The organism is Staphylococcus sp. GDY8P54P, from assembly GCF_017892645.1.
Lineage (GTDB): Bacteria > Bacillota > Bacilli > Staphylococcales > Staphylococcaceae > Staphylococcus > Staphylococcus ureilyticus.
In genome coordinates this window covers 25,787-50,750 of the sequence record NZ_JAESLN010000009.1, presented here as the reverse complement: position 1 = coordinate 50,750, position 24,964 = coordinate 25,787, and the positions used below count along the sequence as shown (strand labels likewise).

Annotated in this window: 24 protein-coding genes; 20 read left to right on the top strand and 4 right to left on the bottom strand. The window is 32.9% G+C overall.

All coding sequences use genetic code 11. The features are described 5' to 3' along the window. Nucleotides 1–136: 136 nt before the first annotated feature. The gene (locus KA883_RS04005; protein WP_046207851.1) at nucleotides 137–1,186 is read left to right on the top strand and encodes a CAP-associated domain-containing protein; all 1,050 of its coding nucleotides are present in this window, start codon (nucleotides 137–139) and stop codon (nucleotides 1,184–1,186) included. A gap of 11 nt (nucleotides 1,187–1,197) precedes the next feature. After that, the gene (locus KA883_RS04000) at nucleotides 1,198–1,632 is read left to right on the top strand and encodes a YlbF/YmcA family competence regulator (protein WP_046207850.1); all 435 of its coding nucleotides are present in this window, start codon (nucleotides 1,198–1,200) and stop codon (nucleotides 1,630–1,632) included. A gap of 67 nt (nucleotides 1,633–1,699) precedes the next feature. On the opposite strand, the gene KA883_RS03995 is transcribed toward KA883_RS04000, so the two are convergent. After that, the gene (locus KA883_RS03995; RefSeq protein WP_046207849.1) at nucleotides 1,700–2,626 is read right to left on the bottom strand and encodes a glycerophosphodiester phosphodiesterase family protein; all 927 of its coding nucleotides are present in this window, start codon (nucleotides 2,624–2,626) and stop codon (nucleotides 1,700–1,702) included. A 131-nt stretch (nucleotides 2,627–2,757) separates the two neighbouring features. Here KA883_RS03995 and KA883_RS03990 point away from each other — a divergent pair, with 131 nt between their 5' ends. Continuing rightward, on the top strand, nucleotides 2,758–3,009 hold the full coding sequence (locus KA883_RS03990) for a YlbG family protein (protein ID WP_046207848.1): 252 nt from the start codon (nucleotides 2,758–2,760) through the stop codon (nucleotides 3,007–3,009). An 84-nt stretch (nucleotides 3,010–3,093) separates the two neighbouring features. Here KA883_RS03990 and KA883_RS03985 read toward each other — a convergent pair whose 3' ends face one another. Then, on the bottom strand, nucleotides 3,094–3,483 hold the full coding sequence (locus KA883_RS03985) for a DUF7147 family protein (RefSeq protein ID WP_046207847.1): 390 nt from the start codon (nucleotides 3,481–3,483) through the stop codon (nucleotides 3,094–3,096). A 65-nt stretch (nucleotides 3,484–3,548) separates the two neighbouring features. On the opposite strand from KA883_RS03985, the gene rsmD reads away from it, so the two are divergent. The 3 genes from rsmD to KA883_RS03970 all read left to right on the top strand — a co-directional run bounded on the left by rsmD (nucleotide 3,549) and on the right by KA883_RS03970 (nucleotide 5,440). Further along, nucleotides 3,549–4,091, top strand: a complete 543-nt coding sequence (gene rsmD, locus KA883_RS03980) for a 16S rRNA (guanine(966)-N(2))-methyltransferase RsmD (protein ID WP_046207846.1) — start codon at nucleotides 3,549–3,551, stop codon at nucleotides 4,089–4,091. Between the two features lies 1 nt (nucleotide 4,092). After that, nucleotides 4,093–4,578 carry a pantetheine-phosphate adenylyltransferase gene (gene coaD, locus KA883_RS03975; protein ID WP_019469279.1) on the top strand — a complete coding sequence of 162 codons (486 nt, stop codon included), beginning with the start codon at nucleotides 4,093–4,095 and terminating at the stop codon, nucleotides 4,576–4,578. A gap of 361 nt (nucleotides 4,579–4,939) precedes the next feature. After that, complete coding sequence (locus KA883_RS03970) at nucleotides 4,940–5,440, top strand: MepB family protein (protein ID WP_046207845.1); 501 nt, start codon at nucleotides 4,940–4,942, stop codon at nucleotides 5,438–5,440. A 269-nt stretch (nucleotides 5,441–5,709) separates the two neighbouring features. Here the strand turns inward: KA883_RS03970 and KA883_RS03965 are convergent, their stop codons facing one another. Continuing rightward, on the bottom strand, nucleotides 5,710–6,852 hold the full coding sequence (locus KA883_RS03965; protein WP_046207844.1) for a nucleotidyltransferase: 1,143 nt from the start codon (nucleotides 6,850–6,852) through the stop codon (nucleotides 5,710–5,712). A gap of 126 nt (nucleotides 6,853–6,978) precedes the next feature. On the opposite strand from KA883_RS03965, the gene KA883_RS03960 reads away from it, so the two are divergent. The 6 genes from KA883_RS03960 to pheT all read left to right on the top strand — a co-directional run bounded on the left by KA883_RS03960 (nucleotide 6,979) and on the right by pheT (nucleotide 13,384). Next, nucleotides 6,979–7,515, top strand: coding sequence for a YceD family protein (locus KA883_RS03960; RefSeq protein WP_210139875.1), 537 nt, complete (start codon nucleotides 6,979–6,981; stop codon nucleotides 7,513–7,515). Between the two features lie 81 nt (nucleotides 7,516–7,596). Continuing rightward, on the top strand, nucleotides 7,597–7,770 hold the full coding sequence (gene rpmF / locus KA883_RS03955) for a 50S ribosomal protein L32 (RefSeq protein WP_019469283.1): 174 nt from the start codon (nucleotides 7,597–7,599) through the stop codon (nucleotides 7,768–7,770). Between the two features lie 123 nt (nucleotides 7,771–7,893). Further along, nucleotides 7,894–8,838, top strand: coding sequence for a M23 family metallopeptidase (locus KA883_RS03950; RefSeq protein WP_080937831.1), 945 nt, complete (start codon nucleotides 7,894–7,896; stop codon nucleotides 8,836–8,838). A 17-nt stretch (nucleotides 8,839–8,855) separates the two neighbouring features. After that, entirely contained in the window at nucleotides 8,856–9,596 is a 741-nt protein-coding gene (locus tag KA883_RS03945) for a TrmH family RNA methyltransferase (RefSeq protein ID WP_046207842.1), read from the top strand. Nucleotides 9,597–9,923: 327 nt separating this feature from the next. Continuing rightward, entirely contained in the window at nucleotides 9,924–10,982 is a 1,059-nt protein-coding gene (gene pheS / locus KA883_RS03940) for a phenylalanine--tRNA ligase subunit alpha (protein WP_046207841.1), read from the top strand. Then, complete coding sequence (gene pheT, locus KA883_RS03935; protein WP_210139874.1) at nucleotides 10,982–13,384, top strand: phenylalanine--tRNA ligase subunit beta; 2,403 nt, start codon at nucleotides 10,982–10,984, stop codon at nucleotides 13,382–13,384. Before pheS ends, pheT begins: the two co-directional genes overlap by 1 nt. A gap of 90 nt (nucleotides 13,385–13,474) precedes the next feature. Here the strand turns inward: pheT and rnhC are convergent, their stop codons facing one another. Then, the gene (gene rnhC / locus KA883_RS03930) at nucleotides 13,475–14,413 is read right to left on the bottom strand and encodes a ribonuclease HIII (protein ID WP_046207839.1); all 939 of its coding nucleotides are present in this window, start codon (nucleotides 14,411–14,413) and stop codon (nucleotides 13,475–13,477) included. Between the two features lie 301 nt (nucleotides 14,414–14,714). On the opposite strand from rnhC, the gene zapA reads away from it, so the two are divergent. The 8 genes from zapA (at nucleotide 14,715) to sdhA (ending at nucleotide 24,963) form a co-directional block, all read left to right on the top strand. Continuing rightward, complete coding sequence (zapA, locus tag KA883_RS03925; protein WP_019469289.1) at nucleotides 14,715–14,981, top strand: cell division protein ZapA; 267 nt, start codon at nucleotides 14,715–14,717, stop codon at nucleotides 14,979–14,981. Next, nucleotides 14,981–15,502 (top strand): CvpA family protein, encoded by a 522-nt coding sequence (locus KA883_RS03920; protein WP_046207838.1) that lies wholly within the window; start codon nucleotides 14,981–14,983, stop codon nucleotides 15,500–15,502. Before zapA ends, KA883_RS03920 begins: the two co-directional genes overlap by 1 nt. Before the next feature lie 111 nt (nucleotides 15,503–15,613). Further along, a complete protein-coding gene (polX, locus tag KA883_RS03915) occupies nucleotides 15,614–17,326 on the top strand; it encodes a DNA polymerase/3'-5' exonuclease PolX (protein WP_046207837.1) in 1,713 nt (570 codons plus the stop codon). A 9-nt stretch (nucleotides 17,327–17,335) separates the two neighbouring features. Continuing rightward, nucleotides 17,336–19,684 (top strand): endonuclease MutS2, encoded by a 2,349-nt coding sequence (locus KA883_RS03910; RefSeq protein ID WP_210139873.1) that lies wholly within the window; start codon nucleotides 17,336–17,338, stop codon nucleotides 19,682–19,684. 81 nt (nucleotides 19,685–19,765) lie between these two features. After that, a complete protein-coding gene (gene trxA / locus KA883_RS03905; protein ID WP_019469293.1) occupies nucleotides 19,766–20,080 on the top strand; it encodes a thioredoxin in 315 nt (104 codons plus the stop codon). Between the two features lie 345 nt (nucleotides 20,081–20,425). Next, nucleotides 20,426–22,210 carry an excinuclease ABC subunit UvrC gene (gene uvrC / locus KA883_RS03900; protein ID WP_046207835.1) on the top strand — a complete coding sequence of 595 codons (1,785 nt, stop codon included), beginning with the start codon at nucleotides 20,426–20,428 and terminating at the stop codon, nucleotides 22,208–22,210. Nucleotides 22,211–22,547: 337 nt separating this feature from the next. Next, entirely contained in the window at nucleotides 22,548–23,159 is a 612-nt protein-coding gene (gene sdhC / locus KA883_RS03895; protein WP_046207834.1) for a succinate dehydrogenase, cytochrome b556 subunit, read from the top strand. 40 nt (nucleotides 23,160–23,199) lie between these two features. Next, nucleotides 23,200–24,963 (top strand): succinate dehydrogenase flavoprotein subunit, encoded by a 1,764-nt coding sequence (sdhA, locus tag KA883_RS03890; protein ID WP_046207833.1) that lies wholly within the window; start codon nucleotides 23,200–23,202, stop codon nucleotides 24,961–24,963. The last annotated feature ends 1 nt before the right edge of the window (nucleotide 24,964 follow it).

Here is a 24,964-nt window from a genome sequence, read left to right as displayed (position 1 = left end):
TATTAAGTCGTGTTAAGATAATCTATGATGAAAATGTAAAGGGATGATTACAAATCAATAAATTTGAGGACATGCCTTGCTTGTATCTGTTATAAACATGTACAATAAACCAAAGAATAATGTAGGTGGATGAGCGATGAAGAAACTGATAATTAAAGTTATTGGTGTATTAGTATTGATTTGTTTTATAATTTATTTATTTTACTCACCGCGTTTGAAATTCGATGTTTTAGAAAATCCTAATAAAGATACGTCAAAAACAACACAAAATAAAGATTTTCGAAACACAAAAACAAATGTTGAAAATCCAAAGCTTAAAAAAGGTGTGGGTACTTGGATTGGACAAGATTTACATAATTTAACTGAAAATTATGGACAAGCTGATAGAGTGTATGCATATAAAGGTGGTTTTAAAAACTACGTCTTTAAACAAAAAGATCAATATTATCTTGTAACAACTAAAAAAAATAAGATTAAATCTGTGTATGCCACTGGTAAAAATGCTAACGCTAATCCGGTAGAAATTGGTGACAATGCATCTCATGTTTTCGAAAAGTACAGTATCAATCCGGAACCGACGATTAAAGCTAATGGCAAAACGTATGAAATAGAACTTTCTGATTCAGATATGAAAACACAGACATTAATTAAATTTAATGATGTTTATGCACAAATATATATTGATCAACAAGCTAACGAAATCGTAGGTGTAAGATATTTAGATAGTGAAGCATTAATGGCATTTAAACCTTATCAAATGATAACTGCACAAGAAGATAAAAAGGTGAAAAATAATTATAAAAAAATACCATATGAACAGAATGCAAATCAATTGATGACACTTTATGAAATAACTAATGAAATGCGTAAATTAAAAGATGCAAAACCTTTAAAAATCAACAATGACGTAGCTCATATCGCATCATACAATTTATACGAAGCTATTGATACTGACAGTGTAGAATTCACAGAAGATGCATTAAAACAAAAGCTGAATGAACAAAATATTTCTTTTGTTTCCACTAGTCAAAATGTGGGTTATGATTTTAACGAAGTACCAACTTTAATCCACAGTTGGTTAAACTCTGATATTCATAGATCAAGGATGTTAAATTCTAAATACAATGAAGTTGGCGGCGAAGTGTCAAACGGATATTATACAATTATTTTCATTGAAGATAAGTAGGAGAGATTATTATGATAACAGAAGAAACGGTGAATATTCTTGATGATATTGAGCATTTAAGTGATAAAATACTTGATTCACGATTATATCATTCATTTAAAAAAGCAGAACAAAATTTACAAGAAAACGATGAAGCACATTTACTCTATCAAGCCTTTTTAAAATCAAAAGAACAATATGATGAAATCATGAGATTTGGTAAATATCATCCAGATTACCAAAAAGTGATGTTAGAAACACGTAAACGTAAACGTGCTTATGAAATGCTACCTGTAGTTATGGATTACAAACAAAAAGAGGTTGCATTACAAAACTTAATAGATGAGGTTATCGTGAAAATAGCTTATGCTGTATCTGAAAATGTAAAGATAGAAACTGGCAATCCATTTTTCCAAAAAGATGCAAGTGGTTGTGCTACAGGTGGTTCTTGTAGCTGTTCTTTATAGCAAATCAACGCTGTAGTGTTAATTCATATAAAAGCTGGGCACTTGTAGTGACCCAGCTTTTGTATAATTATTTATTTCGATAGGTGTTTTTAAAACGTTCTGCTAAATCAGGTCTATCAGTGACTAACGTATGCACCCCAGTTTTAACTAAATCATTCATTAAATCTAAATTGTTAATGCCATAAAAGCCTGGAACGATGTTACGTTCATTTAACCACTGAATAAATCTAGGAGAAGTCAATTTAATACCATTAAAATTCACTGGCATTTGAAATGTATGTGCTTGTGGTTTAAACGTGTTACCTAAACCTGATTTGAATTTTAAGAAGCCTTCTGCCACTTCATTTTGGCTTGCGCCAATCGCTATTGTATGGTTGCTTTCTTTTTTGAACAAATTAATTTGATCGCTTTGAAAACTAGTAACTAAAACTCGATTTTGCGCGTGGTTTTTAACAATGATATCGTAAATTATTTTAGGTGCTAATTTACCTAGATTACTTTGTGAATCATCTTTAAGATCAACATTTATCAGTGTGTTAGGATATAATGTTAATAATTCATCAAAAGTCAGTATTTTAGCGTCAGGATGATTACGATAAGGTGTTGAGCCGTTTAAATCCTTGAAATGATAACCTGCGTCTAGTTGTTTTAATTCAGTTAAAGTATGTGTTGCTACTTTTCCAGAGCCATTTGTTGTACGATCAACATCTGCATCATGAAAAACCACTAATTGTTGATCTTTAGTCAATCTCACGTCAATTTCGAATCCGTCTACGTGATGTGATAAAGCATTGTCAAATGCGAGTTTTGTTAGCTCAGGTTTTACTGCCATACCACCACGATGTGCGAAAATGTACGGTGCAGGCTTAGAGAAAAAAGCTGGAACTTCTTGGTTCGTAGGTTTAGCTTTATATTTAGAAAAGAAAATAACACTACCTACTAAACCAACCGTACCTAAAAATGCACCTTTTATTAATTTGTTTATTGTTGTCATGCGCAAATCCTCCTTGATTTGAGTATATACAGTAATATAGCAAATGTTAGCTATTGTTCAAAATAATTGTTATTTATTAATAGAATTAGGCATGATATTATAAAGTGGCTAATAAATGGAGTGATGATAGTATGAATATTGTATCTAGAACAAGTTTAGTTATATATTTAAAACATATGAAACACGAACGCCAAATTAGAAAATTTGGACATATAGTCAGTACGAATAAGTTACAACGTTATGTTATTATGTATATAAATGAAGAAGAGGCTGACGCTATTGTAAACAAACTGATGAACTTAAAATATGTAAAACATATAGCAGGTTCTCCTTATAAATATCTTAAAAAAGAGTATCCAAAAGAACAACATGAATTTTCGTGATTGTATTAAATTTAAATATTTTTTATTAACAAACAAAGTCACATTAGCTTTAAATATAACTACGTGACTTTGTTTTATTTAAGACTATTGTAATGGTGGTATCCATCGTTGAAGTCTCAATACACTGATTAAATAATTGAAATAAATACTGTTGGAATGAAAATGCTCGGGTGGTTGCACATCAATTTCTTTCACATCAATGTTGAAGCGTGCTGCTTGTTCATTAATTAAATTGAATTTTTTATTCGAATGCGGATACGGATATTTAACTGCATTTACCATAATATACATCGCCTGAAAATGTTGACCTTGAGTAGGTTTCATAATAATAGCCACTGAAGATAATTGTTTATCAAAAGTAGGGGTGTGGAAGTAAACGATATGCTCGATTCGTGCGTGATTGTATTCAATGAGCGTTGTAAATTCAAATAAGTCTGTAAGGCCCTCGCCCAATTGTATAAAGGCTTGTTTCATTTTGCCCCTCCTTTCATGCAGTATGTATTATATAAAAATAACTTAAAGAATGGAAGTGTTTCTCAATGAGAGTGATTTCTGGAATCCATAAAAGTAAACCACTAGAAAGTATGGAAGGTCGTAACACTCGGCCTACGATGGACAAAGTTAAGGAAGGAATTTTTAACAGTCTACACGAAGTATCAGGCATTGGGTTAGATTTATTTGCCGGAAGTGGTGCCTTGGGTATTGAAGCATTGTCTCGAGGAATGGAAAAAGTGATTTTTGTAGATCAAAATTTCAAAGCAATAAAAATTATCAAAGCGAACCTTCAACATTTAAACATTGATGAACAAGCGGAAGTTTATAAAAATAATGCAGATAGAGCACTTAAAGCACTTTCAAAAAGAGAAATACAATTTGATGTTATATTTTTAGACCCACCTTATGATAAGGGATTAATTGATGAAGCGTTAGACGGAATTATAAAGTTTAATTTATTAAAAGAAAATGGTATTATCGTTTGTGAGTTCAATCATAAAGAAGAGATTGATACAAAATCATTTCATGTGATTAAAAGATATCACTATGGATTAACAGACACTTTGTTATTAGAAAAAGGAGATTAAAATGTCTACAACTAAAGCAGTGATTCCAGGAAGTTTTGATCCAATTACATATGGTCATATTGACATCATTGATAGGAGTGCCGATCGCTTTGATGAATTGCACATTTGTGTTTTGAAAAATAACAACAAGTCGGGCACTTTTTCAGTCGATGAGCGCATTGAGTTAATAGAAGCATCTGTAAAACACCTTGATAATGTTACAGTACATCATTTTAATGGATTACTTGTAGATTTTTGTGATGAAATTGGTGCGCAAACAATTATTAGAGGTTTGAGAGCTGTAAGCGATTTTGAATATGAATTGAGATTGACTTCAATGAACAAAAAGTTAAATAGTAATGTAGAAACGATGTACATGATGACAAGTACAAATTATTCCTTTATTAGTTCCAGTGTAGTGAAAGAAGTGGCTGCATATAAGGCTAATGTATCCGATTTTGTACCAGAACATGTTGAAAAAGCATTGAATGAAAAGTTTAAGAAATGATAAAGAACCACTTCCCAACTTGTTGGGTTAGTGGTTCTTATGCATGAGCAGAAGCTCAAGTAATCCAAAATACACTTCCCAACTTGTTGGGTTAGTGGTTCTTATGCATGAGCAGAAGCTCAAGTAATCCAAAATACACTTCTCAACTTGTTGGGTTAGTGGTTCTTATGCATGAGCAGAAGCTCAGGTAATCCAAAATACACTTCCCAACTTGTTGGGTTAGTGGTTCTTATGCATGAGCAGAAGCTCAAGTAATCCAAAATACACATCCCAACTTGTTGGGTTAGTGGTTCTTATGCTTTCGAGCAACAGAGAGAAAGTCAACAATGTACACCTGTGATGAAAAATTCCTATCAAAAGGATGATAACCATTAATAATAATTCGAACTCACTATTTAATAAATTAAAAGAAACGAAATTAGCCTTTTCGTTTGAAGCCTTAAATATTGAAAACTGGAATCAAGCATATGAAGCTATCAATTTTATGTTTAATCACGTCACTTTTAAAAGTAGATTAGCTAAAAAAACACCAAAGAAACACGGCTATTTTGTTGCGATATGGCGTAAAAATGATCATGGAAACAACGTACCTTTTAATTATGATGAGATGGAAGATAAATTAGTTATTAATATATTAGATGGAGTGAAAAAAGGACAATTCATTTTTCAAAAAGAAATTCTTATGCGCAAAAATATTTTAAGTTCTGAAAAGCAAAAAGGGAAGATGGCTTTTCGTGTTTATCCAAGTTGGGAAAAAGACTTAAACAAAACTGCAAAACTTACTCAAAATTGGCAACTCGACTATTTTGTAGATTTATCATATGATGTCGATGAACAGAAACTAATTGAATTATATACATAGTGTTGATTCGAGCTGTTTAATATAGACATCAGTCATTTTCGTACGCTATAAATACGAAAACTAAATGAGACAAACGGATTTATTTTGATAAAAGTCAAAATGTAGGTAATTAATTACCATTATTACTGAAAATACCTATGAGATACTACTATTGAAAATTAAGCTAAATAATAAAAATAACGCTATATATAAAGCCTGTAAATAAAATTCTAAAAATTTGGTTACAGGCTCCAATACTAGGATCTTGTTTTAATTGTTTTGATTAGCATTCAGTCATTTTCAGTACGTATGACATGTGTATTGAAATCTGTTTCTGTATGGTGTGTGAGCAAATTATAAATATTTGTTGAATGGATTTCTCGTTCAAATAAATGCGCGTTTTGTTGATTTATTTGCGTAATAAAATGACGTTCTGGAAATTTTTGTTTTAAGTATTTTAAATATTGTTGACCCTTTGCTGACATACCAAGAATGTGCACTGCATTTACAGCGTTATGTTTATGGTTTTGTTGAAAGTTTAGTAAAACATTCATTAAAATACGCTGTATATGCGTATAAGTATACCTTTTTGTTTTAATAAGTGACATGAAATGCTCGAATGATGTAGCATATCTAATTTTATCTAATATGCGATTTTCTAATCCTTCGGACATCGTATAGATATTTTTCAGAGATTGTGGCGTATGACTTAAAACAGCATATTTAATATATGGAAACGTATCTTCTACAGTTGCTTGTGGTTCTTGATAGAGCTGTTGTATTGAGTCGGGAACAACTGATTTCCATTGGTCGTTATGGGCTTGTATTGCATTGCGAATGGAAGTGCCACTAGCGAAATCTAAATTTGAAATATTGGAATCATGGTGGTGACTGCTTTCTCTTGGTATCGTCCAAGGTTTGATATGAGGTGCTAACTTTTGAATCGCTCGCATATAAGAAATACCTAATGTATTATTGGGTGAAGATAATAATGTATGATTGTTTAAAAGTTCACTTAATATTCTTGGATAACTTTTGCCTTCTTTTAGTTTCTTAATAAATTCAGGCGATTGTTCTATTTTAGAGATATTTTGTAGCAATTCATGAAATGAATCGATGTCACCTGATTCACTACCAAATGATAGATGATCTGCATCAACGTAACTCGCTATTTGGACAGCTGTTTCTGCAAAATATTGGCCTGCTGATAATGCAGCTACCGCTGGTAATTCAATGACTAAATCCACTGCACTCAATGCCATTCGAGTACGTGTAAATTTATTATATATGGCAGGTTGACCTCTCATAACAAAATTACCACTCATAATGGCTATAGATATTTCAGAAGCAGTTATTGACTTTGATGTCTGGGCATGGTATAAGTGACCATTGTGGAAAGGATTATATTCAGTGACTAGTGCAACGCTTTTCATTTGCAATTCTCCCTTTCAGAATTCATTATAGATATTGTATCAGATTAATTTGTGTTAAGAAAAAATCTTGACAACTTTTGTCTATAAAGTTAAAATAAATTTTGTGCTTGTTAGAGGTGAAGCCATATGAAATGGTCAATAACACAATTAAGAAAATTCCAAGATAAACCATTTGAGTTCCATCAAACGGTGAATTTTGATCATTTAGTAAAATCATTAGATTTAATAGATTTATCTGATATTGATGTTGAGGGTGAACTAACTGTCAAATCAAATGAAGTCATTGCAGATATGCATATAACTGGAACCTATACGATGGCGTGCGCGCGTACGTTAGTACCAGTCGAAGTGCCAATTGACATAAAATCACAAGAAATTTTTGATTTGGAAGGTAACGCGTATATAGGTGATGACGAAGAGGATGAGCATTATCATGATGCCACAGACGGCATGATTAGTCTAAAAGATATTGCTGAAGAACTTGTTATTATAGAAAAGCCAATGCGTGCTTTTGCAAATAATAGCGATCAGATGCTACGTGAAGGTAATGGTTGGGAAGTTATTGACGAGGAACAAGCGGTTGAGCTTGCTGAAGAAGAGGAAGCTGAGCAAATCGATCCTAGGCTTCAAAAACTACAACAATTATATGACGAAGAGCAATAGCGGATTTAAATAATTTATAGTATAATAGATTATTGAGTCTGAAAATAATTTAGTAATGTATGAATATAAGGAGGATATATCATGGCAGTACCAAAAAGAAGAACGTCAAAAACAAGAAAAAATAAACGTCGTACGCATTTTAAAATTTCAGTACCTGGTATGACAGAATGCCCAAATTGTGGTGAATACAAATTATCTCACCGTGTTTGTAAGAACTGTGGTTCATACAAAGGTGAAGAAGTTGTATCTAAATAATTTCATTTATTTAAAGGCTAATGTTTAGCCGAGATTAATCGTTCATTAATTATTCATATAATAATTTATGAGCGATTTTTTATTTTTAATAGTAATGTTATATACAATTGATGGGTTGTGTAAATGATGATTGAAATAAATGCACAAGTAATATTAGAAAAAATAGAAAATAGTGACAGCGAATGGTTGTATAATCAGTTTAGTGATTATTTTCAAGAAATTTCCTCCTATCACGAGTTAGAAAGATTATTGAAATCATATAATACAATTAGACATAAAAATAAATTATACAAACATATACAACTCAATTATAAAGAAGAATACATATGGTTAGATGTAAAGAAAACATCTGGTATTAGTGTGACGTTAAATAAGTATCATGAAATTATTGGTTTCGTGCTTATTCCTATGAATTTGTCAAACAGACATAAAGAAACGAAATTAAGGTATACGATACCAGTTCTAGACACGTGGTTTGTATACGCTGGTGGTGAAAATGAGCTTGTAAATCATCATTACTCATACAAAAATCAACGTTATGCATTAGACCTGATTCTAGTGAAAAATCATCTGACTTATCATGGCAATCCTAATTGCTGTGAAAGTTATTATAGTTATAATCAAAGTGTGATTGCTCCAGCAAATGGTGTTGTAATAGATATCGTAGACGGTATAGCAGATGCACTACCAGGAGAAAATAATATGAAACATCCAGAAGGTAATTACATCATTATTAAACACACGGACAAAGAGTTTAGTATGATAGCGCATCTTAAACCAAATTCCTTTGAAGTCAGTGTCGGAGAGCAGATAAGGCGTGGACAATTAATTGCACGAGTAGGAAATTCGGGCAACACAATGGAACCGCACGTACATTTTCAAATTATGAATCAAAGCAATCCACAATTTGCTAAAACATATAAGTGTAAGTTGCTTGATAATGTTTTGCCTGAAAAAGGTGATATGGTAAGTTATAGTGGAGATAGTATAATATTAGAAAATCAGTTTGACTTAGCTAGAAGATGCAAACAATTAAGTTCAAATATAAGACATATATTTAAAATTTGAAATAAAGAGGCTATATTATGGAAATGATAACTTCTGCACAAAACAATAAGATTAAAAACGCAAATAAATTGAAAAAGAAACGTGAAAGAGATAAAACAGGTCATGTGCTTATCGAAGGCGTACACTTAATTGACGAAGCACATAAGAGTAATATCAAAATCCTTCAATTATTTGCTATTGATATCGATAGATTAGATGAACAACTCGTAAATGATGTTGAAGAAGTATATGAAATCAATTTAAAAGTAGCAGAATCACTGTCTGGTACGGTTACGCCGCAGGGGTTCTTTGCGATTATAGAAAAAGTGCATTATGAGGAAAAAGCATATCAACAAGTACTGTTACTAGATCGTATACAAGACCCAGGAAATATGGGAACATTAATACGCACTGCAGATGCAGCAGGCATCGATTTAATCGTGTTAGAAAAAGGAACCGCAGATCCTTATCAAGACAAAGTACTCCGTGCAAGTCAAGGTAGCGTTTTTCATATACCTATTATAACGAGAGATTTAAGTGAATTTATCGAAGGTTTTAATGGAAATGTTTATGGTACAGCATTAGAGCATGCGATTCCTTATAATCAAGTGAAGCATCAAGAAAGTTTTGCACTGCTCCTTGGAAATGAAGGAGAAGGTGTCAATCCTGATTTATTAAAACAAACGACTCAGAATTTAAACATTCCTATATATGGTCAAGCCGAAAGTTTAAATGTTGCAATTGCAGGAAGTATATTATTGTATCATTTGAAAGGTTGACCCTTTGAATGAATTTCGTATATAATAAACACATCAATGAAAAATATTAACCTATAAAAAGACGTAAACTAATAGTAGCAGTTGTTCAAGGGAGATTATTCATAGACTGAAAGATAATCCACTGTGATTAGTTTTTTTCATCTTTTTGGTTACTTAAAGAAATTTAAGTCGGAAATCATTTCCGTTATCAAAGATTACAAGTGTATGCGTGTGCATAAATTTGGGTGGTACCACGGAAAGCTTTCGTCCCAGTTTTAAGGGGTGAAAGCTTTTTTGTATGCAATTATTGATCATTTGAAAATATAGATTTTAAATAGGAGGCAAAGTATGGCGCAAACAGAGGCAATGTCTGAGATTAAACAACAAGCATTAGTAGATATAAATGAAGCTCAAAATGAAAAAGAACTACAATATGTCAAAGTCAAATATCTAGGTAAAAAAGGTTCTGTGACTGGTTTGATGAAACATATGAAAGAATTATCGAATGAAGAAAAACCAGCATACGGACAAAAAGTAAATGAAGTGAGACAAACAATTGAAGGTGAGATTGAATCACGTCGAGAGATTTTAGCAAATGCAAAATTAGAGCAACAATTAACAGAAGAAAAAATCGATGTGACTTTACCTAGCCGTAAAATTTCAATAGGTGCTAAGCATCCGTTAACAAGAACGATTGAGGAAATTGAAGATTTATTTTTAGGTTTGGGTTATGAAATTGTAGATGGATATGAAGTTGAAAAAGATTATTACAATTTCGAAGCATTAAATTTGCCAAAATCACACCCGGCGAGAGATATGCAAGATAGTTTTTATATTACTGAAGATATCTTAATGCGTACGCATACGTCACCGGTTCAAGCAAGAACAATGGAACAACGTAATGGCCAAGGGCCAGTGAAAATTTTATGTCCTGGTAAAGTTTACAGACGTGATTCTGATGACGCAACGCATAGTCACCAATTTACGCAAATTGAAGGATTAGTTGTAGATGAAAATATTCAAATGAGCGATTTAAAAGGTACATTAGAATTGTTAGCTAAACAACTATTTGGTGAAGACAGAGAAATTCGTCTGCGCCCAAGCTACTTCCCATTCACTGAACCATCTGTAGAGGTTGACGTATCATGTTTCAAATGTGGCGGAGCAGGTTGTAATGTCTGTAAACAGACAGGGTGGATAGAAATTTTAGGTGCTGGTATGGTTCACCCTAATGTTTTAGAAATGGCTGGATTTGATGCATCGAAATATACAGGTTTTGCTTTTGGCATGGGACCAGATAGAATTGCGATGCTCAAGTATGGTATCGAAGATATACGACATTTTTATACAAATGATGTGCGTTTCTTAGATCAATTTAAAGCGGTAGAAGATAGAGGTGAATTATAATGTTTATTTCAAAAGAATGGTTAGAGTCGTTTGTAGCAATTAATCAACCTGTAAATGTTCTTGCAGAAAAAATAACACGCACAGGTATTGAAGTGGATGATATTATTGATTACACAAAAGACATTAAAAATTTAGTGGTTGGCTATGTTCAATCTAAAGCACCCCATCCAGATGCAGATAAATTAAGTTTATGCCAAGTTGATATTGGTGAAGAAGCGCCAGTACAAATTGTCTGTGGTGCACCAAATGTTGATGCAGGGCAGAGCGTCATTGTAGCTACAGTAGGTGGACGTTTACCTGGAGGTATAAAAATCAAAAGAGCAAAATTACGCGGTGAACGTTCGGAAGGTATGATTTGTTCATTACAAGAAATAAGTATTTCGCCAAACCTTGTTCCAAAGCAATTTGAATCAGGCATATATGTATTTACTTCAGATGTCAAACCTGGTACTGATGCACTTACTGCTTTATATTTAAATGATCAAGTTATGGAATTTGATTTAACACCAAATAGAGCAGATGCGTTAAGTATGATAGGTACTGCTTATGAAACAGCTGCACTTTATAATGTGCCAATGAAAAAGCCAGGAACTCAAAGTGAATTAACGAATGAACAAGCCACAAATGAATTAAGTATCAATGTTCAAAATCAGGACAAGGTGCCTTATTACAGTGCTAGAATAGTGAAAAATGTTAAAATTCATCCTTCACCAGAATGGATGCAAATGAGATTGATTAAAGCAGGTATTCGACCAATCAATAATGTTGTTGATATTTCAAATTATGTATTATTAGAATATGGTCAACCGTTGCATATGTTTGATAAAGATCAAATTGGTTCTGATCAAATAGAAGTGCGTCAAGCTAAGGCAGAGGAAAAAATGACAACACTAGATGATCAAGAGAGAATATTAAAAGATAGCGATATTGTTATTACTAATGGTAATACTCCAATTGCAATTGCAGGTGTGATGGGCGGAGATTTCTCAGAGGTGACTGAAAATACTACAAATGTCATTATTGAAGGTGCGATTTTCGACCCAGTTTCAATTAGACATACTTCTCGACGACTAAACTTACGTAGTGAAGCTTCAAGTCGATTTGAAAAAGGTATTGCAACCGAGTTTGTAGACGAAGCCGTGGACAGAGCATGTTATTTGCTACAACAATATGCAAGTGGAACAGTACTACAAGATCGTGTAGCTGAAGGCAATCTAGGTCAATTTGTGACACCTATTGAAATCACAGTTGAAAAAGTGAACAAAACAATTGGTTTTGAATTATCTAAAGAAGATATTGAAGCGATATTTGTTCAATTAGGATTTGAAACGACACAAGAAGGTAATACATTGACAGTAATGGTTCCTTCGCGCCGTAAAGATATTACAATAAAAGAAGATTTAATCGAAGAAATTGCTCGAATCTATGGTTATGATGAAATACCATCAACGTTACCAGTTTTTGAACACGTAACACCAGGCACACTAAATGATAGACAAGCAAAAACAAGAATTGTTAAAGCGACATTAGAAGGTGCTGGATTAAGCCAAGCGATTAATTATTCACTTGTAGATAAAGCACGTGCAACTGATTTTGCATTGCAGGATCGCTCAACGATATCATTACTGATGCCTATGAGTGAAGCTCATGCCACTTTGAGACAGAGTTTGATTCCACATCTTATTGATGATGTGTCTTATAATGTTGCTCGAAGTAATCATCATGTTGCGCTTTATGAATTGGGCCGTGTATTCTTTGGCAATGGAAAAGATCAATTGCCAGACGAAGTAGAATACTTAAGTGGTATACTAACAGGAGATTATGCTGTCAATACTTGGCAAAGTAAAAAAGAAGCGATTGATTTCTTTATAGCAAAAGGTGTTGTTGAACGTATTGCTGAAATTTTAGATGTTCAATTTGAATATGAAGCTGGTGAAATAAGTGGATTACATCCAGGCAGAACTGCATTGGTTAAGCTGAATAATGAAATTGTTGGATTTGTAGGGGAATTACATCCACAAACTGAAAACGACTATGATTTAAAACGAACTTATGTATTTGAACTCAATTATGATAAGTTGATGTCAGTTTCCGTTGGTTATATTAATTATCAACCAATTCCAAGATTCCCTGGTGTATCGAGAGATATTGCATTAGTCATTAATCGCGCGATGCCATCAGCCAAAATCGTTAATGTGATTAAAAATAACGGTGGCGACATTTTACAAAATGCAGAAGTCTTTGATGTATATGAAGGTGAACATGTGGCAGAAGATGAAAAATCAATTGCACTTCGTTTATCATATTTAGATACAAAACAAACACTCACTGATGATAAAGTAAATGAAGTACACGATCGTATTTTAGAAGCGTTACAAGCAGAAGGTGCGACGATTAGATAATATTATAAAGCCTTGAATCTATGCCAAATGTGGCGATGATTCAAGGCTTTGTTTTTTACATTAAGAACGTTTTGGGTTATAAATTATCGTTTATTGATGTTTTTTATTTATTAAATTCAAAGCTTTTGTTCTGTTCGCAAAATGCTTTTTAGTCATAGCGTCTAAATATTGGACACCGTTTTTATCAATTATTTTTGCAGCAGCTAAATCTACTTTATTGCTAGCGCCTTTAGGTAATTCAACTTTTGCATGCTTTGATAGTTGATCCATATTTTTCACAAAGGCATAACGTGAAATAATACTTGCAGCAGCAATTGCAATAGACTTTGATTCACCTTTTGTTTCAAATTTTGTCTTATTTTCAAACGGTAGATTGCTAAGTGCATATCTTTTATATACACCAGGCTCAGCAAATTGGTCAATCACAATATAATCAAGTTCATCCGTGTCAATTTTTGCAACGACATTTTTTATAGCTTCGTTATGTAACACTGCCTTCATTTTAACTTGAGACCAACCGGCTTTTTGTTTCTCATTGTATTTTTCATTATGCATTGTTAATAAAGAATGCGGGATGAAAGTTATAATTTGTTCGGCAATCTCTATAATTTTAGCATCAGTAAGTCTTTTAGAATCATCTACACCAAGTGTTTTTAAAATTTGAGCGTGCTTTTTGGATACATAGGCTGCACAAACCGTTAGTGGCCCGAAATAATCACCACTACCTGCTTCGTCGCTGCCGATACATTGAAATTGATTATAGGAGATGTGCTGTTTAGTTTGTTTGCTTTGATTGTGTTTGGTGTCGCTTTTTGAAGGTATTGATTTATTAGGCAACATAGCGTTTGCTACAGATTCGGCATCTTTACCTTGAAACATTACTTTATTAGAATTGTATATCGTAATAGCGGTGTTACGATATTTCGTCCGTGCTTTCATACCTTGTGAAAGATTAGTCGTATTAAAATCAATTTTAGTCATTAATTGTTGTATTTCTTGGTTTGTTAATTTTTGTACTATATTAGCCATTTAGTGACCTCTCTTTGTTCAAATAACTTATTTTAAAATTGGATAATGCATATCATATCATAAATTTAAATAAGTTAGCTATTTATGATATAAATGGCAATATGATATGAAATAAAAATGATTTAAATAATTGTTGTATAATCATTAAATATTTCAAATAGAACAATTCACACCTCTTACAAAAAAATATCTTGTCGTGTATAATAGTTCGTAATAAATATTATAAATTACCAACATATAAATATAAATAAAGTAAAATCATTCAGATTAGAAATAAAATTTAAAAGTCAGGAGTTATTATATGGGTGAGTTTAAAAATCGGATTAACGTAACTATAAATGATCAACATTATACAATAGTCGGAGAAGATAATCCTGAGCATATCCGTTATGTAGCACATTTGGTAGATGAGAGACTCAAAGAGTTAGCAAGTAAAAGTGCAGGTTTAGATACAACTAGAAAAGCAATTCTTACTGCGGTTAATATCATGCATGAAAAAGTGCAAGTAGAAGAAGAAAATGACCGTTTAAGACAAGAAATAAATCAATTGAAGCATAGTGAAGATTAATGATTTTTGATTTAGCGATAGTTGTCATCTTCATATATATTGGCATCATTGGCTTTAGAAGAGGCGTGTGGTTATCGACGATACATCTAAGTGCAACTATTTTTGCTTTGTGGATGGCTCAAAAATATTATTTACAGATAGCACAGCGTTTGGAGTTATTTGTGCCATATCCTAAGACACGCGCTTACGATATGAATTTTGCATTTCAATTTGCAGATTTGCAGCAACGATTTGAGCATATTGTCGCATTTGTAACGATAGCGCTGATTACAAAAGTCATATGTTATGGCATTATCGTTATATTCGATTATACCCTTAAACAAAAATTACCGAATATAACAAGCAGGTTATTTGGTATGATGTTAAGTATTATTCCATCAGTAACTATTAATATAATTTTGTTGTATAGTTGTGCCATTTATCCTAATAGGATGATACAGCAACAACTATCTAATTCGATTATAACAGAACATATATTATTACATATTCCGTTTATCTCAATGTTTATCACACAACTATAAAAATAGTGATGTGAAATTTATAGCTTTAAAAAACTAGGAGGTCAAGGCATAACTTAAATACCAAAATGGTTAGGTGATGCTGTCTTGACCTTTTTCTATGGAGTGAAACAAATGACTAAAAAAGAAATTATTCAATTATTAGAAAAAATTGCGGTATATATGGAAATAAAAGGCGAAAACACTTTCAAAATTTCTGCTTATAGAAAAGCTGCTCAAAGCTTGGAAATAGATGAGCGCCCTTTAGACCAAATCGAAGATGTTACAGAGTTAAAAGGTATTGGTAAAGGCGTAGGAGAGGTGATTAATGAATATAGAGAAACAGGTCATTCTACGACTTTAGCAACATTACAAGAAGAAGTGCCAGAAGGATTAATTCCTCTACTTAAAATACAAGGACTCGGTAGCAAAAAAATAGCGAAATTATATAAAGCGCTTAATATTGATGGAAAAGAAGCATTGCAAAAAGCGTGTGAAGAAGGAAAAGTAAGTGAGCTAAGTGGATTCGCTAAAAAAACTGAACAAAATATCCTTGAAGCAGTAAAAGCGTTAGGAGCGAAAAAAGAGCGTTATCCAATTGATCAAATGAGAGGACTCAATATAGAAGTTAGCGATTATTTATCCTCAATCGAGTCGATAGAAAAATACGAAGTTGCAGGGAGTTTCCGTCGCTATAAAGAAATGAGTAAGGACTTAGATTATATTATAAGCACAGAACAACCATTAGAAGTTCAAAAAGCTTTATTAAAAATCCCTAACAAGGTTAAAGAAGTAGCAGTTGGAGCAACGAAAATTTCGTTAGAGTTAACCTATGATGATGAAACCATTGGTGTAGATTTTAGATTAATCGAGCCATCTGCTTTTTACCATACACTACAGCATTTTACAGGTTCAAAAGAACATAATATTCGAATCCGTCAATTGGCTAAAGAAAAAAACGAGAAGGTTAGTGAGTATGGTATAGAAGAAGCGGATGGTTCATTAATTCAATATAATAGTGAACAAGAAATTTATAATCATTTTGGAGTAAATTGGATTGCACCTTCAATACGTGAAGATGGTAGTGAATTTGACAAAGATTTAACAGATATAATCAATATCAATGACATCAATGGTGATATTCATATGCATACAACATATAGTGATGGCGCGTTTAGTATTGAAGATATGATAGAGGCTAATATCGCTAAAGGTTACCAGTTTATGGTTATTACAGATCATTCTCAGAGTTTAAAAGTAGCAAATGGACTTTCTGTTGAACGGTTGTTGCGACAAAATGAAGAAATTAAAGCACTAAACGAAAAATATGATGATATTGATATATACTCAGGCATTGAAATGGACATTTTACCTGATGGACGTTTAGACTATGATGATGAAATATTAGCACAGCTAGATTATGTCATTGCAGCGATACATCAAAGTTTTAACCAATCTCAAGAAGATATCATGTTTCGTCTAGAGCAAGCATGTCGTAATCCTTATGTCCGTCATATTGCACATCCAACGGGGCGTATCATAGGTAAACGTGCAGGTTATGGGCCTGATATTGATAAATTATGTGAAATCGCAGAAGAAACAAATACTATTTTAGAAATCAATGCGAATCCTAAACGCTTAGATTTAAATGCAGATATAGTTAAAAAGCATACGAATGTGAAACTAACGATTAATACTGATGCGCATCACGTAGACCATTTAGAATTTATGAAATACGGTATAGCTACTGCACAAAAAGGATTTGTAAATAAAGAGAGAGTTATAAACACAATGGATCGAGAATCTTTTAAAGCATTTATTGACAATAATATAAAATTGAAGAAATAGAGGGATTGTATGAGACAAAAATCATTAAATGTCCTAGAGTTCGATAAAATTAAAACACTTGTTGAAAAAGAAACAATGAGTGATTTAGGGAGAGAGAAAGTTGTTGAAATGGAACCAGCAACTGATATTCAAACAGTCGAATTTCAAATGAATGAAACAGATGAAATTGCTCAAATATACAATAAACACCGTTTACCTAGTTTGAGTGGATTATCAAAGGTTTCATCATTGATTCATAGGGCTACAATTGGTGGTGTATTAAGTGTTAAAGAACTTAATACAATTAAAAGATTAATTCAAATTCAAAATCAATATAAAACATTTTATAATAATTTATTGGAAGAAGAGGAAGCAGTGAATTATGCTATTCTACATGATAGGATGGAACAATTGCCTGTACTTTCAGAGTTGTATCAACATATTCATCAAAAATGTGATGCTAATGATTTATTCGATAATGCGAGTTATGAACTACAAGGTATCCGGAGTAAAATTTCTGGTACGACGCAACGGATAAAACAAAACTTAGATAAAATCGTAAAACGTCAAGCAAATCAGAAAAAATTGTCAGATGCTATTATAACGGTACGTAATGACCGCAATGTTATTCCTGTAAAAGCAGAATATCGTCAAGATTTTAATGGTATCGTTCATGACCAATCAGCTTCTGGTCAAACACTCTATATTGAACCTTCGTCTATTGTTGAAATGAATAATCAGATTAGTCGTCTGCGCAATGATGAAGCGGCTGAAAGTGAACGAATTTTAACTGAGTTAACAGGTTATGTAGCCGCTGAAGCAGATGCCTGCTTAATTTCGGAAAATATTATGGGACAAATTGACTTTTTAACTGCTAAAGCGCGCTATGCACGTTCAATCAAAGGCACGAAACCTGAATTTACAAGTGAACGAACTGTTTATTTACCTAAAGCATTTCATCCTTTATTAGATAGAGACACGGTTGTAGCTAATACGATTGAATTTGCCGACGATATTGAAACGGTAATCATCACTGGACCTAACACAGGTGGTAAAACAGTAACGTTAAAAACACTGGGACTTATAATTTTGATGGCACAATCAGGGATGTTGATACCTACCTTAGACGGGAGTAAATTAAGCATTTTTGAAAATGTTTATTGTGATATCGGAGACGAACAATCTATTGAACAATCACTATCAACATTTTCATCACACATGAAAAATATTGTTGAAATTTTACAGCATACAAGCAGAAATAGTTTGATACTTTTTGATGAACTTGGTGCTGGAACAGATCCAAGTGAAGGTGCTGCTTTAGCTATGAGTATCCTAGATTATGTTCATGAAATAGGCTCATTAGTTATGGCGACAACGCATTATCCTGAACTTAAAGCATATAGTTACAACAGATCAGGAGTAATGAATGCTAGTGTAGAGTTTGATGTAAATACATTAAGCCCAACATATAAGTTGCTCATGGGTGTGCCAGGCCGTTCTAATGCTTTCGATATTTCAAAAAAATTAGGCCTTAATATGAAAGTGATTCAAAATGCGAAAGCAATGATTGGACAAGATGAACAAGAAATAAATGAAATGATTGCTTCATTAGAGAAAAATTCTAAACGTGTAGACGAACAGAGAATTGAATTAGATAGCTTACTGAGAGAAGCTCAAGAAACACATGATGAACTTGAAAAAGAATACGATAAATATCGTAATCATGAGAAACAATTAATGAGCGAGGCGAAAGACAAAGCCAATCAGCGTGTGAAAGCCGCTACTAAAGAAGCTGATGAGATTATTAAAGAATTACGTGAACTTAGAGACAAAAAAGGTGCCGATGTAAAAGAACATGAGCTCATCAATAAAAAGAAACAGTTAGATGATCAATATGAAGCCAAATCATTGAAACAAAATGTTGAAAAGAAAAAATGGGATGAAATTAAAGTTGGCGATGAAGTAAAAGTTCTAACATATGGGCAAAAAGGTGAAATATTAGAGTTACTAGATGATAATGAAGCAGTTGTTCAAATGGGCATCATTAAAATGAAATTACCTACCAGCGATTTAGAAAAAACAAAAAAGACAAAAGAAGCACCTTCTAAAATGGTTAAACGTGAAAATCGTCAAAGTATTAAAATGGAACTAGACTTACGTGGCTACCGTTATGATGAAGCAATGGTTGCCGTTGATCAGTATTTAGATCAAGCAGTGTTAAGTAATTACGAACAAGTATATATTATTCACGGTAAAGGAACTGGTGCGTTGCAAAAAGGTGTGCAAAAACATTTAAAAAAACATAAAAATGTGTCATCATATAGGAACGGCATGCCAAGTGAAGGTGGATTTGGCGTGACCGTCGCAGAATTGAAATAAATGTGAGCAAGAGGTATGCAGATTTGCTTAAAGTCTGTTATAATTTCTTCATCATTTGAAATTTAAGGAGGATTGGCAGTTATGGCAATCGTAAAAGTAACAGATTCAAACTTTGATGAAAATATTCAATCAGGTGTCAATTTAGTAGATTTTTGGGCAACTTGGTGTGGCCCATGTAAGATGATTGCTCCAGTATTAGAAGAATTAGCTGGTGATTATGATGGAAAAGCTAATATTTTAAAACTTGATGTAGATGAAAATCCATCAACAGCTGCTAAATTTGAAGTAATGAGTATCCCAACTTTAATCTTATTTAAAGATGGCGAGCCTGTCGATAAAGTTGTAGGTTTCCAACCTAAAGAAAACTTAGCAGAAGTTATTGAGAAACATTTATAAAAGTACAACGCAACGACCTGGGGCATCTATGAATGTCTCAGGTTTTTTCTGTGACTTTTTGTTATTCCAACTGAAGTCAAAGTTGTTTGAAGTGTCTTTTTTCAGAGCCACACTTCCATTTTGAGGATGAAAGCATTTTATGAATAACAATTAAAATATCTAGTTGTTAGATTTTTGATATGGAAATGAATACTTTGGTTTAATGCTAATGTATATTCTATAATGTAGGTAAGAGTTGAAAAGTTTTATTTGCAAACAAGCGTTAATCTCTATATAACTGTTATGCAAATTTTTATAATTACTATTTTAACAATGTACTTTTATTAAGAAAGGAGGGGAACTTAAATGGAAAAATACCAAGAAGATATTAAACAAAAATTAACGGTAGTCCCCACTGAACCAGGTTGCTATTTAATGAAAGATCGAAATGATCAAGTCATTTATGTCGGCAAGGCTAAAAAATTAAGAAATAGATTAAGGTCTTATTTTACAGGTGCACATGATGCTAAAACGACACGACTTGTTTCAGAAATTAGAAACTTTGAATATATTGTAACTTCGAGTGAAACAGAATCTTTACTACTCGAACTTAATTTGATTAAACAATATCAACCGAGATATAACATTTTGTTGAAAGACGATAAAAGTTATCCTTTTATCAAAATTACAAAAGAAAAGTATCCTCGTTTAATCGTGACACGCACAGTTAAAAAAGGCACAGGAAAATATTTTGGACCTTATCCTAATGCTTATTCAGCTCAAGAAACAAAAAAGTTATTAGATAGAATTTATCCATTTAGAAAATGTGATAAAATGCCCGACAAATTGTGTTTATATTACCATATTGGTCAGTGTTTAGGACCTTGTGTTTACCCGGTAGATTTAAATAAATATGCGGAAATGACTAAAGAAATCACTGATTTTTTAAATGGTGAAGATAAAACAATACTGAATAACTTAGAACAGAAAATGAACGAAGCGAGTGAATCGTTAGACTTTGAAAGAGCAAAAGAGTATCGAGATTTAATCCAACATATTCACAATTTAACTAAGAAACAAAAAATCACTACTTCAGATAATACTATAAGAGACGTATTTGGCTACAGTGTGTCAAAAGGTTGGATGTGTATTCAAGTGTTTTTCATAAGACAAGGGAATATGATTAAACGAGATGCTACTATGATTCCGCTGCAGCAAACAGAAGAAGAAGAATTTTATACTTTTATAGGTCAGTTTTATGATTTAAATCAACATATTCTCCCTAAAGAAGTGCATATTCCTAAAAATTTAAACAAAGATATTATCCAATCGGTTGTAGATACAAAAATAGTTCAGCCGATTAAGGGCAAGAAAAAAGAAATGATTGATTTAGCAAATCATAATGCTGAAGTTACTTTAGAGAATAAATTTGAACTCATTGCTAAAGATGAATCACGTACCGTGAAGGCGATTGAAGAATTAGGTGACCGCATGGGAATTCAGACACCTATTCGTATAGAAGCTTTTGATAATTCAAACATCCAAGGTGTACACCCAGTTTCAGCCATGGTGTCGTTTATTGATGGTAAACCAAATAAAAAAGGATACCGCAAATATAAAATCAAAACGGTAGATGGCCCAGATGATTATAAATCTATGAGAGAAGTTGTGCGTAGACGTTATACTCGTGTTTTAAATGAAGGTACTCCATTACCAGATTTAATCATCGTTGATGGTGGTAAAGGTCATATGAGCGGGGTTATCGATGTGCTTGAAAACGAATTAGGTTTGGATATACCAGTCGCTGGGTTGCGTAAAAATGATAAACACCAAACTTCAGAGATTTTATACGGTGAAAGTGCAGAGATTGTACCTTTGAAAAAAAATAGCCAAGCATTTTATTTACTTCAAAGAATACAAGACGAAGTTCATAGATTTGCAATTACATTTCATAGACAAACTCGCCAAAAAACTGGCTTGCAATCAGTATTAGATACCGTCGATGGTATTGGTTCTAAACGAAAAACTAAATTATTACGAACTTTTGGTTCCATAAAGAAAATGAAAGAGGCAAGCATTGAGGATTTAAAATCTTCTGGTTTACCTCAAAAAGTTGCTGAGAATCTTCATCACGCACTATATAACAAATAGATAAAAAAGAATATGGCATGAGAATCATTCTCATGCCCAAAATTTTATGAATTAGTGTTACAATAGCAAATAACAGGAATTCTTTTTTTAAAAGTATATGGAAGCGTTTACTAATTGAGAAAAGTTATCACTTAAATCTATATAATAAAACAATTGTCAAATTCAACTAGGGGTATTACTTCATTGTTTTATACATACATGTTGAAGTTTATATTGCTATAAATATAAAGCGATTGCATAACATGTTGTTGTTTAGTTTTAGTTGATAAGTATCATCACATTTATACTTTAAAAAAAGATACCAAAAAATTAATTGTTTCACAGGGGGGACTTCCTTTTGGCATATTCGAAAAATCAATTCTATTTAAGACGCTTACATTCTTTGTTAGGCGTAATACCGATAGGTGGATTCTTATTAGTGCATCTACTTGTTAACCATCAAGCTACAAAAGGCGTTGAAGCGTTTAACAAGGCTGCTGGATTTATGGAATCTTTACCATTCTTGATTGCATTGGAGTTTATCGTGATTTATATTCCAATTCTTTATCATGCGGTATATGGTGTACATATTGCCTTTACGGCAAAAGAAAACGTAGGACATTATTCTCAATTTAGAAATTGGATGTTCTTATTACAACGTTTGACTGGTATTATAACGTTTATTTTCATCGGAATACATTTGTGGCAAACACGTATTCAGCGTGCATTAGGTGAAGAAGTTAACTTCGATATGGTACATGATATTGTATCTAATCCAATTTGGTTAATTTTCTATATCATCTGTTTACTTGCTGTAACATTCCACTTTGCAAATGGCTTATGGTCATTTTTAGTTACATGGGGTGTTTTACAATCTAAAAGATCACAACAAATCTTTACATGGGTATCACTTGTTGTATTTATCGTAGTTTCATATATCGGAATAAGTGCTATCCTTGCTTTCGTATAATTTAAAAATGTTTCAGATATATTTAGGGGAGTGACTATTTATGGCAGAGAAGAAAATTATTGTTGTCGGTGGAGGACTTGCCGGTCTGATGTCAACAATTAAAGCAGCAGAACAAGGCGCACATGTTGACTTGTTCTCATTAGTGCCTGTTAAACGTTCACACTCTGTATGTGCACAAGGTGGCATAAACGGAGCAGTGAATACAAAAGGTGAGGGTGACTCACCTGCTGTTCACTTTGATGATACAGTTTACGGTGGAGATTTCTTAGCGAATCAACCACCAGTAAAAGCAATGGCAGAGGAAGCGCCAAACATTATACATTTACTTGACCGTATGGGTGTAATGTTCAATAGAACAAATGAAGGCTTGCTAGATTTCCGTCGCTTCGGTGGTACCATGTATCATAGAACGGCATATGCTGGAGCAACAACTGGTCAACAATTAATGTATGCCTTAGATGAACAAGTACGTAGCTATGAAGTGGATGGTTTAGTTACAAAATATGAAGGATGGGAATTCTTGGGCATTGTCAAAGATGATGACAATATGGCTAGGGGTATTGTGGCTCAAGACATGACATCTTCTGAAATAAAATCATTCGGTTCAGATGCAGTTATTATGGCTACTGGTGGTCCAGGTATCATATTTGGTAAAACAACTAACTCAATGATTAATACTGGTTCTGCTGCGTCAATCGTCTATCAACAAGGTGCGATTTATGCAAATGGTGAGTTTATTCAAATTCATCCAACTGCAATTCCTGGCGATGACAAACTACGATTGATGAGTGAATCAGCTCGTGGTGAAGGTGGCCGAATTTGGACATATAAAGATGGTAAACCATGGTACTTCTTAGAAGAAAAATATCCAGATTATGGTAACTTAGTACCTCGTGATATAGCTACACGTGAAATTTTTGATGTATGTGTGAATCAAAAATTAGGCATTAATGGTGAAAACATGGTCTACCTTGACCTTTCACATAAAGATCCGCATGAGTTGGATGTAAAATTGGGCGGAATCATTGAAATTTATGAAAAATTCACTGGTGACGATCCAAGAAAAGTACCGATGAAAATCTTCCCAGCGGTGCACTATTCAATGGGTGGACTTTATGTAGATTATGATCAAATGACAAATATCAAAGGTTTATTTGCAGCTGGTGAATGTGATTTCTCACAACATGGTGGTAACCGTTTAGGTGCTAATTCATTGTTATCTGCCATATACGGTGGAACAGTTGCAGGACCAAATGCGATTGAATATGTCGCTAATATTGAAAAATCATATACTGATTTAGACGATAGTATTTATGAAAAACGTGTTAAAGAAGAACAAGATAAATTCGATAATTTATTGAAAATGAACGGTACAGAAAATGCGTATAAACTTCATAGAGAACTTGGTGAAGTCATGACAGCAAACGTTACTGTTGTACGTGATAATAAAGCATTATTGGAAACAGACAAGAAAATCGTAGAATTGATGGAACGTTACCAAAATATTGATATTGAAGATACTCAAACTTGGAGTAACCAAGCGGTATTCTTTACGCGTCAGTTATGGAATATGTTAGTATTAGCACGTGTAATTACAATCGGTGCATATAACCGAAATGAGTCTCGTGGGGCACATTATAAACCTGAATTCCCTGAAAGAAACGACGAAGAATGGTTAAAAACGACTTTAGCATCATATCAAGGAAAAACAGAAGCGCCTAAATTTACATACGAGCCAGTAGATGTAAGTTTAATCCCACCTCGTAAACGTGACTATTCAAGTAGTTCTAAAGGAGGTAAATAAA